Origin of the sequence: Clostridium sp. SHJSY1 (assembly GCF_031626875.1) — a bacterium.
GTDB lineage: Bacteria > Bacillota > Clostridia > Clostridiales > Clostridiaceae > Clostridium.
This window is the reverse complement of sequence record NZ_JANDMF010000087.1, coordinates 1-8,500: the sequence shown is the minus strand read 5'-3', so window position 1 is coordinate 8,500 and position 8,500 is coordinate 1. Positions and strand designations below refer to the sequence as shown.

General features: G+C 28.0%; 9 protein-coding genes. 2 read left to right on the top strand and 7 right to left on the bottom strand.

Annotation, left to right across the window (positions count from 1 at the left end; all coding sequences use genetic code 11):
- Positions 1–239 precede the first annotated feature (239 nt).
- The gene (locus NNC19_RS22865; protein ID WP_310941014.1) at positions 240–404 is read left to right on the top strand and encodes a hypothetical protein; all 165 of its coding nucleotides are present in this window, start codon (positions 240–242) and stop codon (positions 402–404) included.
- A 73-nt stretch (positions 405–477) separates the two neighbouring features.
- Here NNC19_RS22865 and NNC19_RS22860 read toward each other — a convergent pair whose 3' ends face one another.
- From NNC19_RS22860 to NNC19_RS23555, 6 genes are all read right to left on the bottom strand, one after another.
- Complete coding sequence (locus tag NNC19_RS22860; RefSeq protein ID WP_310941013.1) at positions 478–1,605, bottom strand: hypothetical protein; 1,128 nt, start codon at positions 1,603–1,605, stop codon at positions 478–480.
- A 216-nt stretch (positions 1,606–1,821) separates the two neighbouring features.
- Positions 1,822–2,817, bottom strand: coding sequence for a sugar kinase (locus tag NNC19_RS22855; protein ID WP_310941012.1), 996 nt, complete (start codon positions 2,815–2,817; stop codon positions 1,822–1,824).
- Between the two features lie 280 nt (positions 2,818–3,097).
- The gene (locus tag NNC19_RS22850) at positions 3,098–5,074 is read right to left on the bottom strand and encodes a right-handed parallel beta-helix repeat-containing protein (protein ID WP_310941011.1); all 1,977 of its coding nucleotides are present in this window, start codon (positions 5,072–5,074) and stop codon (positions 3,098–3,100) included.
- Between the two features lie 304 nt (positions 5,075–5,378).
- Complete coding sequence (locus NNC19_RS22845) at positions 5,379–6,140, bottom strand: YdcF family protein (protein ID WP_310941010.1); 762 nt, start codon at positions 6,138–6,140, stop codon at positions 5,379–5,381.
- 188 nt (positions 6,141–6,328) lie between these two features.
- Positions 6,329–6,724, bottom strand: a complete 396-nt coding sequence (locus NNC19_RS22840; protein WP_310941009.1) for a DUF4234 domain-containing protein — start codon at positions 6,722–6,724, stop codon at positions 6,329–6,331.
- Entirely contained in the window at positions 6,724–7,002 is a 279-nt protein-coding gene (locus tag NNC19_RS23555; protein WP_396136477.1) for a DUF2752 domain-containing protein, read from the bottom strand. Before NNC19_RS23555 ends, NNC19_RS22840 begins: the two co-directional genes overlap by 1 nt.
- Here NNC19_RS23555 and NNC19_RS22835 point away from each other — a divergent pair.
- Positions 6,965–7,138 carry a hypothetical protein gene (locus NNC19_RS22835; protein WP_310941008.1) on the top strand — a complete coding sequence of 58 codons (174 nt, stop codon included), beginning with the start codon at positions 6,965–6,967 and terminating at the stop codon, positions 7,136–7,138. The two genes, NNC19_RS23555 and NNC19_RS22835, sit on opposite strands and share 38 nt — an antisense overlap.
- A gap of 294 nt (positions 7,139–7,432) precedes the next feature.
- Here NNC19_RS22835 and NNC19_RS22830 read toward each other — a convergent pair whose 3' ends face one another.
- Positions 7,433–8,278 (bottom strand): ABC transporter substrate-binding protein, encoded by an 846-nt coding sequence (locus tag NNC19_RS22830; protein ID WP_310941007.1) that lies wholly within the window; start codon positions 8,276–8,278, stop codon positions 7,433–7,435.
- Positions 8,279–8,500: the final 222 nt, after the last annotated feature.

Here is an 8,500-nt window from a genome sequence, read left to right as displayed (position 1 = left end):
TTAATTCTCAAAACTGACTTTACTCTTGCAGTTACAATAGCTTACGCTAAAACGGAAGTTAGTTTTTCATTTAACCACTTCTTCTCTTTAAAATATTTTATCTTAAAAACACTTCAAAAAATAACCATTTTACTCATATACAAAAAAATTTATCACACTATTTTTTTAGATAAACGGATAATTTGTACAACACTGTACATACTAAATCTGTATAAATACTGTTCTAAGGAGGTATTTTTATGACAAAGGATAGTCAACCAGATAATAAAAAAGCAAGGATGGAAAAATGTAATTATCAAACTCCAATAACTGAGGAAGGGCATAATCATAATCCTAATGCAAAACATAGATCTGTGAAACGCCAAGGAGTTTCAAGTCAAAATTTCAACAGATTTGGTAATTAAATATCTATAAAATAAGCCACTAAAATCCAATTTCTTAGATTTTAGTGGGGCTTTGTTTTCTATTTGAATAACATCATACCTTCTCAATCCAATCATTCATAAATTCTATTAATTCAATAAAAGTTGGACTCGAAGCATTTCTTACATAAAATCCAGAGGTTGCAGTTCCCATTATTAAAGATTCTTTAGGCGATAACTGAAGAACTTGTCCTAAGCAGAATCCTGCATTAAAGTTATCTCCTGCTCCTGTTGTAAGCTTTGGACTAGGTTCGAATGGTCCTAAAGTATGGAAGTATTCTCCTCCACAAACTGCAACAGCTTCTTTAACAGGGTGAATTACTAAACAATATATATTAAGCCTTTTAGATATTTCTGTAGCCAATGTTTTTAAATCTATTTGAGAGAATCCATCTGATATTTCTAATATATCACCTATTTCAGTAGCTTCTTTCAAATTTAATCCTAATATTACTTTAAACTTTGAAGAAAACTCTTGTATAACTGATAATGCCTCAATTATATCTACTTTTAATCTATTTTCAGGATCTGCTAAATCAAAAAACATATATTTTTCTTTATCTATATCAACACTTGGTAAAACCTCAGTTAACATCCCTCTCCAAATGTCTGTCATATAAGGTAGCATAGTCCAGTTTTCCAAACCAATTAATTTACTCTCATTTACTAATGTAATTAAATGCTCAACACCTACAATTTCCTTTAATTTATTCCAGTTTACATCTTTTAATGTTTCTCTCTTACCAATCATTAATTTACCATCAAGAAATTCAACAGCATCTGTTTGACCAGGGTTAGCAATTGAAATTAATTTACATTTCTCTCTCATTGGTTCAAACACAGGATTTATAGCAGGGATACCCAAAGCACCAATGTATGTTATATCTAGGCCCAGTGTTGTTAGTGCATTGGCCATAATTGGACCATTTCCACCTAATTTAGCTGCTATAGGAACAAGCTCAACACTTGTACTTAATCCAGCAGCCTTAGAAATTTTATCTCCAAAATCTTTAAGAGTTTTCATTCTTGTATAATTTTCAGCACTTTCTCGAGTTTCAACAGCCTGTAATATCTGATCTACAAATCCATCAAGTCCCATAATAGCCTTAACATCTATTTTATTTACATTCTGTAATTTTGAAATTAATTTTAAAAGATCACTTTTTAATATTGATTCTAACATTTTGACTCTCCTTTCAGGTTTACACATTCTACATAACATATATATAGTTGAAATAACCAAAATAGAAGAATAATTAAAAAATTATTATTACAATTTTATTTTTTAATAAAAAAATAGAATTCTTTCCAATAATAAAATTCTTTTAATAAATAATCCTTAACTGAATATAAAAAAAGATCAAAAAACCTACAAAAATCAGTTCTTTGATCTTCTATTTTATCTACTTACTTTTCCTGTACTATCACCATACATAAGATTTTCAACTTCAGCTACTGTTGCAAGATTAGCATCACCAATCATACTATATTTCAAGCATGAACCAGCTGTTGCAAATTCTATAATGTCTTGAGTTGAATATCCTGATGTTATTGCATATATAAGTGAAGCTGCAAATGCATCGCCTCCCCCTATATTATCCACAACATGTATATCATATTTTTTAGCATTGTAAAAATCTTTTCCATCATAAAGTACTGCTGTCCAATCTACGTCTTCTGCTGTGAATCTATTTCTTAATATTATTGTTGCATATTTAAGACCAAATTTTTCCACAAACTTTTTAAGTATTTCATTGCAATCTGCTTTATCATCTTCTTTTTCTCCTATTGCCATTTCAGCTTCTTCAATACTTCCAAGAGCTACATCACAATATTCTAAAAGTTCCCTAATTGCTTTACTAAATCTATCTTTATCCCATAAAGTTTCTCTATAATTCAAGTCAATGCTTACTGTCAGTCCTTTTTCTTTAGCAGCTTTTACTGCATCTAATGTTATTTTTGCACATTCTTCTGAAAGTGCTGGAGTTATTCCTGAAAAATGAAACCACTCTGCTCCTTCAAATATTTTATCCCAATTAAAATCTTCTCTTTTAGCTTGTGCCATTGCAGAATCTTTTCTATCATAAACAAGTTTAGCTGGCCTTTGTGATTCTCCATACTCACAGAAATATATTCCTATTCTGTTACCACCTCTAACTATATCATTTGTACAGACTCCATATTTTCTTAATTCATTTATGGCACATTGTGCTATATCGTTATCTGGAAGTTTAGTGATATAGCTTGTTTCCTTTCCAAAATTAGCTAATGAAACTGATACATTTGCCTCACTTCCACCATAAAACGCATTAAATTGCTTGGATTGAGAGAACCTGTCATAACCTAATGGCGAAAGCCTAAGCATTATTTCTCCTAGTGTAACTATTTTCCCCATGTTTTTCACCTCATATAATAATTTTTATTAATATTTATTGTATTTTTAATAAGTGTCTTCATTCTATGTAATAATATGTTATAAAGACTCATACTTTGAATTATATGACAAATCATTTAAAATTTCAAATTCTTATTAATATCTATTTATTAAATAATTTTCTTATTTCATAAATCCATTCACTTAAAAAAGCTTTTTAAAATTATTAAGGCTATACTTTCAATATTAGAAAATATAGCCTCATCTTAAAATTACTATTCTCTTATTATATTTACTTATTTTAATATGTTAGTCCAATATAATATAAATTAGATGTATCCCCTTTTGTAATTGTATGGCTTCCAGCATTTAATTTTGCTATTACAATTCCATCTTTAGCTTGATACTCTACTCCATCAATTACTATATCTTTATTAAAAGTTGAATTAAAAACTAAAGTTAATGTTGATGCATTTGTTGTTGTAAATTTGATATTTGTTGCAGTTTCTACTTTTAAACATTGTGTTAGTGTTAATCCATTATAAGATGCTGTGCCTTTAGAAGTTGATAGATTACCACTTATAGTAAAGAATAAATCATTTAAGCCAGATGTTGTAAAATTATGTTCAGCTGATGTTACAGGTGTTTCAGTACCTGGATTTGTTCCTGCTCCTGGATCTGTTCCTGTCCCTGGATCTGTTCCTGTCCCTGGATCTGTTCCTGTCCCTGGATCTGTTCCTGTCCCTGGATCTGGAATACTAGCATTAGTTCCTGCACTTACTTGAACCTTTGCAATTTTATTACTAGAAGAGAATCTTGCTCCAAGTCCTACTCCATCTGATGCTAAAGTACCAAATTGACTTGATGATGAAATCATCCCAACACCATTAGTATTTATTGTTCCATCTGAATTTCTCCATAACTTATCAAAATCACTACCTACTGATGGTACATTTGCACTTATAAAATCTGATGCTACAGGTCCAGCAGATATAGCTGCTCCTCTTGAAGTTGAAGATCCTGTATCCATTGCTTGCTTATTGGTTACTTGATACCATTTATTGCTATTATAGAACACAGTATGATCTGCACTTAAATTAACAAGTTTGTCTGATGTGCCATTTGTTGTGTATGAAATAGCATTTGATACTGATGCATCTTTACAACGATATAGACTAAAGTTATTCTTTCCACCACCTTGATTATTATCAAATGCAGTTATATTTGATAACTGTAATGCTGATGGGTTATTATTATCTGTAAAACCATGATGTAAGTTTTGTATAGCCAAACAGTTTTGAATTACATGAGCTGTTGGAACTCCTGAACCACCTAACTTGAATCCATTTCCATCACAACTTGACTTAGTTTTCCCATCTTCTGTTTCACCATTTCTCATTGCAATACTATTTTTAATTGTAACTACTCCAGTAGATCCAGTTTCTGTTTTTGCATATAAATCCCAACCATCATCACTGTTATTGTATGAAAGACATCCATCAAATACATTACCTGCACCACAAGTTAATTTAGCTGCAAATCCATCTGCATTTTCATATGACGCAGGATCACAGTTATTTTTCGAAGTAGAATTTATTATACGATTATAACTTGGCCAATCATTAAAATTAGTTACAGATGAACTACTTCTACTAATCTGTAATCCTGAATCTCTATTTCCATTAAATATACATCTCTCTATAACATTATGGCTACCAGCTAATAACATTCCATTATCTGCTGCTCCTTTTATTGTTACACCACCTATATACCAGTAATCTCCAACTAGTTGAATACCTCTATCATTTACAGAAGTATCTGATGAGTTATATGCTTCTGATGAAAAATCTAAAATTACATCAGCACCTTTACAAGCCTTTAGTACATTGTAAGCCGATTCTTTCCCATCTGCTGTTATATTGATTTGTTTATCAAATTTATATGTTCCTGTTTCTAATAATATTGTTGATGCTTTTCCATCTGCTACCTTTTGAAGAGCTGTTACTAAATCTAATGGACTAGAAAAAGTTCCTGAATTCCCTGTTACTCCATTAGGAGCTGCATAAATTGCCCCAGTAAATGCACTATCTTCTGCATTTGCTAAGTCAGTATATGTACCAGTTGAACCTAAGTTTCCTAGATTCACAGTCGTGTTAGTTGCAGCTAACGCATTCATACTAAAGCATGGTGTTAAAACCATTGCTGAAGCTAATGTAGCTACCATTAATTTTTTTTTAAATTTTCTTGAATGATTTTTTCTGATAGATCTTTTTGCCATTTTTTCTCCCCTTTTCCTAACATTTTTTACTTAAATAATTATTCCTTAATTTACTAATTACATACTCTCATAATATTTAAACTAAATACATACTTTTTCCCTAAAATACATAAAAATCATGCATCAAAATATATTTTTTCTTTTAATATGCTTTCTTTTTTCTAAAATGTTCCTTCTACGCCTAAGAATATGCATTTTATGACAAACATATTGACTTTATACTTATTAAATTTGAAAATAAAACCCATAAAAATCTAAATTTTAGATTTTTATGGGTTTTATTGTTATAAGTAAACAACCTTCATTAATTATCAAATAAAAAACTTTTCACTATTGCTAGGGCTTCTCTTGAATAAAATATAGGAATTAAATATGGAACTGAATTATTAGTATATACGTTTATATTTTTATATCCATTTTTCTCAGCTAATAAATTACTTCTTAATGCATGAAAATCTGTAGTTACTACCTTAACACTAACATCTTCTATATTTTTGCCAGAGTGCTCTTCTATCTTATCCTTTGAAAATTTAAAATTTTGATTTGTATTTCTAGATTTATCTTCTTTTATTATCTTTTCTTCTGATACTCCCTGTTCTACTAAGTATCTTGTCATTGCTTCTGCTTCTGATAAATCTTCATCTGGTCCTTGGCCTCCTGAAACAACTATATAACCATTATTTCCATAATCATTTACACATTTCAATGCTGAATCTAGCCTATCTTTTAATGTTAAACTTAACTGCCCTCCATTATTAAGACCTGCTCCAAGAACTACAATATAATCTGTATTTGATGTATCTTTCTTAGGATAGAATATTATCATTCCTTCTAACACTATAAAAAATACTAATCCTACACAAATGAAAATCTTTGCTATTTTCATTCCTTTAATATAATACTGATTGTCATTAAATATATTTTTTACAAAATGATAAATTATTAAAATTATGCCTATTGCTAATATTGATCCACTAGCTGCAATTTTTCTACTACTAATTAAGTTTATAATGAAATAGTATGCTACTAAAATTATTCCCAATATAATGTCTATAAACTTTATCACTAATATTCACTCTCCTTAATATTCCTTGTTAATTCAATTGTACTAAATCAAGTAATATTTGTAAAACAAGTAAAAGTAAAAATTAATATTTTTCATAAAAAATAGCTAATGAATCCGGAACATTAGCTACTTTGCCTATTTGAATACTTTTTATTAACTTAATTTTTAAAATTATCTTTACAAAAATTTTATCTAGCTCGTCCTCTATTATACTGAAATGCTAATTCGTTTGTATTCTTAATTAATATATTTATACCAACAAATCCACCCACTCCACATATGAAAGAACCAAATATCATCCATAGAATTACCGAAGTTCCATTCTCAGGGAAATAAAGGTTGTAACGTTGTGCATTTTCTGCTAACCTATTCCCTAGATTGTAATACCAAAACCATGTATAAATTCCACATGTAATTATAGAAAATAAAATAAGTTTTAAAAGTCCAGCAGTTTCTTTTCCATCTCCATCACATATTGCATTTACATCTCTAGCTAAATCATGTATAAAGAAATAACTATATATTCCACAAGTTAAAATTGAAAATAATATAAACTTACCAATACTTCTATCTGTAGTAATCATTAAAACACCCCATCTAGTATAAATTTAAATATCTTATAAATAAGACCACTTTTAATATTTATATTAATAACAATATTATCCGGATTTAAAAGTCTAAAAATATATATTGTTATAAATAGCAACACACCTATAATTATTGCAACATTAAATACCTTTTTAGATATTTTATTTTTAAATAAAAATATGAAAAAATAAATTATTGGGAGAAAAAATAATGGATGATAATAGAATGCTTCTTTTATGTCAAAAGAAAAAAGACACTTCCAAGCTCTAGTCATTCCACATCCAGCACATGAAATGCCAGTTAGAAATTTAATAGGACATCCAATTCCAACTACATTGAAAAAACTATATATCAAGATAATAGGAAATCCCAATTTAACAAATTCTTTAATATACATATTTTTCATCTAAATTACGTCCATTCTAAATTTATTTAAAAAGATTTTATACTCATTGTATCATATTATTTTTATTTTTACAATATTCTACTTTTTTCACTGATTTCTAGTCTTTTTTAAAATATTCTAATAATATAATTCAAATTATATGTATAACAAATAAATATGTAAACTGCTTCGGCTTTAAATATTTATCTATACACAACTTATAAAATATTATAGACTTCCACATATTTAGGTTAAAAAATAACATAGAATAATTTGATTCAACAAATATTCTATGTTATTAAAATTTTATCTCAATTTATTAGTTTCCAATCATATTATTTTTACCCAATCCATTCTTTACAAGAATAGCATATAATGTACCATCTGATTTCATATCATCAATTATTTTATTTAATTCATTTAATAATGATGTATCATTTTTTTTAACCGCTATTCCTATAACCCCTTGTAATTCAGGAGTATATCCTTTTAAAATTCTTAATGTGGGGTCTTTTTCTTTTATTAAATGATAGTCTATAATAATAGAATCAGCTAAAGCTGCATCAATTTTTCTATTATTTAGTGCATTAAATAATTCAGTTGTACTATTTAAAATTAATATATCTTTTATTAAATGATTTTCCTTCCACTTTTCAGATAATTTCTTAAATATTGTTCCTTCCTCTACTCCAACTACTGAATTCTTTAAATCACTTATAAAATTTAAAGTTGAAAGTTTTGGTACAATAATAGCTTCTGTTTCTTTATATAATGGATTAGTAAAATCCACTAGTTTTTCACTTTCAGGAGTTATAAACATTCCTCCAAATGATATGTCTACACTATCATCAGAATTAAACTTTTCTAGCAAATTTGAAAATTGTTCCTCCTTAACTTCAATTTTATTAATGCCAAGACGTTTTGTAATTTCATTTATTATATCAGAATCAATCCCACTTATCTCATTTGTTTTGGGGTTTATAGAAAAAAACGGTGTTTCTTTTGATGGTGCTACAACAGTTAATACCCCCTTTTCTTTTATCATTTCTAATCTGTCTTTTTCTATTAAATTGTTTGTTATTGAAATTTCCTTAGCTTCTGATTCAAATCCAATCATCATTCCAATAATATTTATACTAATAATTAAAGTGAATATTTTTTTCATAAATACAATTCTCCTTTATAACCACTAACCATTCTTATAATTATTATTTTGAATTCAAATTTAAATTATTCTACTTTTTAAAAAAGTTCAAACTATATGTACTATTTAAACAATTAATTATCTAGTTTTCTTAGTAAAACAATAATAAAGACCAGCTAAGCAAAGTCAAGTGAAATATTAAAAAATATTTTTATTAAAATTTTGCATAGCAAACAGACCGTT

What these genes read in the sequence shown, in the direction of transcription:
- NNC19_RS22865 (WP_310941014.1), top strand. Translation starts at nt 240, where the DNA reads ATGACAAAGGATAGTCAACCAGATAATAAAAAAGCAAGGATGGAAAAA.
- NNC19_RS22860 (WP_310941013.1), bottom strand. Translation starts at nt 1,605, where the DNA reads ATGTTAGAATCAATATTAAAAAGTGATCTTTTAAAATTAATTTCAAAA.
- NNC19_RS22855 (WP_310941012.1), bottom strand. Translation starts at nt 2,817, where the DNA reads ATGGGGAAAATAGTTACACTAGGAGAAATAATGCTTAGGCTTTCGCCA.
- NNC19_RS22850 (WP_310941011.1), bottom strand. Translation starts at nt 5,074, where the DNA reads ATGGCAAAAAGATCTATCAGAAAAAATCATTCAAGAAAATTTAAAAAA.
- NNC19_RS22840 (WP_310941009.1), bottom strand. Translation starts at nt 6,724, where the DNA reads ATGATTACTACAGATAGAAGTATTGGTAAGTTTATATTATTTTCAATT.
- NNC19_RS22835 (WP_310941008.1), top strand. Translation starts at nt 6,965, where the DNA reads ATGTCAAAAGAAAAAAGACACTTCCAAGCTCTAGTCATTCCACATCCA.
- NNC19_RS23555 (WP_396136477.1), bottom strand. Translation starts at nt 7,002, where the DNA reads ATGACTAGAGCTTGGAAGTGTCTTTTTTCTTTTGACATAAAAGAAGCA.
- NNC19_RS22830 (WP_310941007.1), bottom strand. Translation starts at nt 8,278, where the DNA reads ATGAAAAAAATATTCACTTTAATTATTAGTATAAATATTATTGGAATG.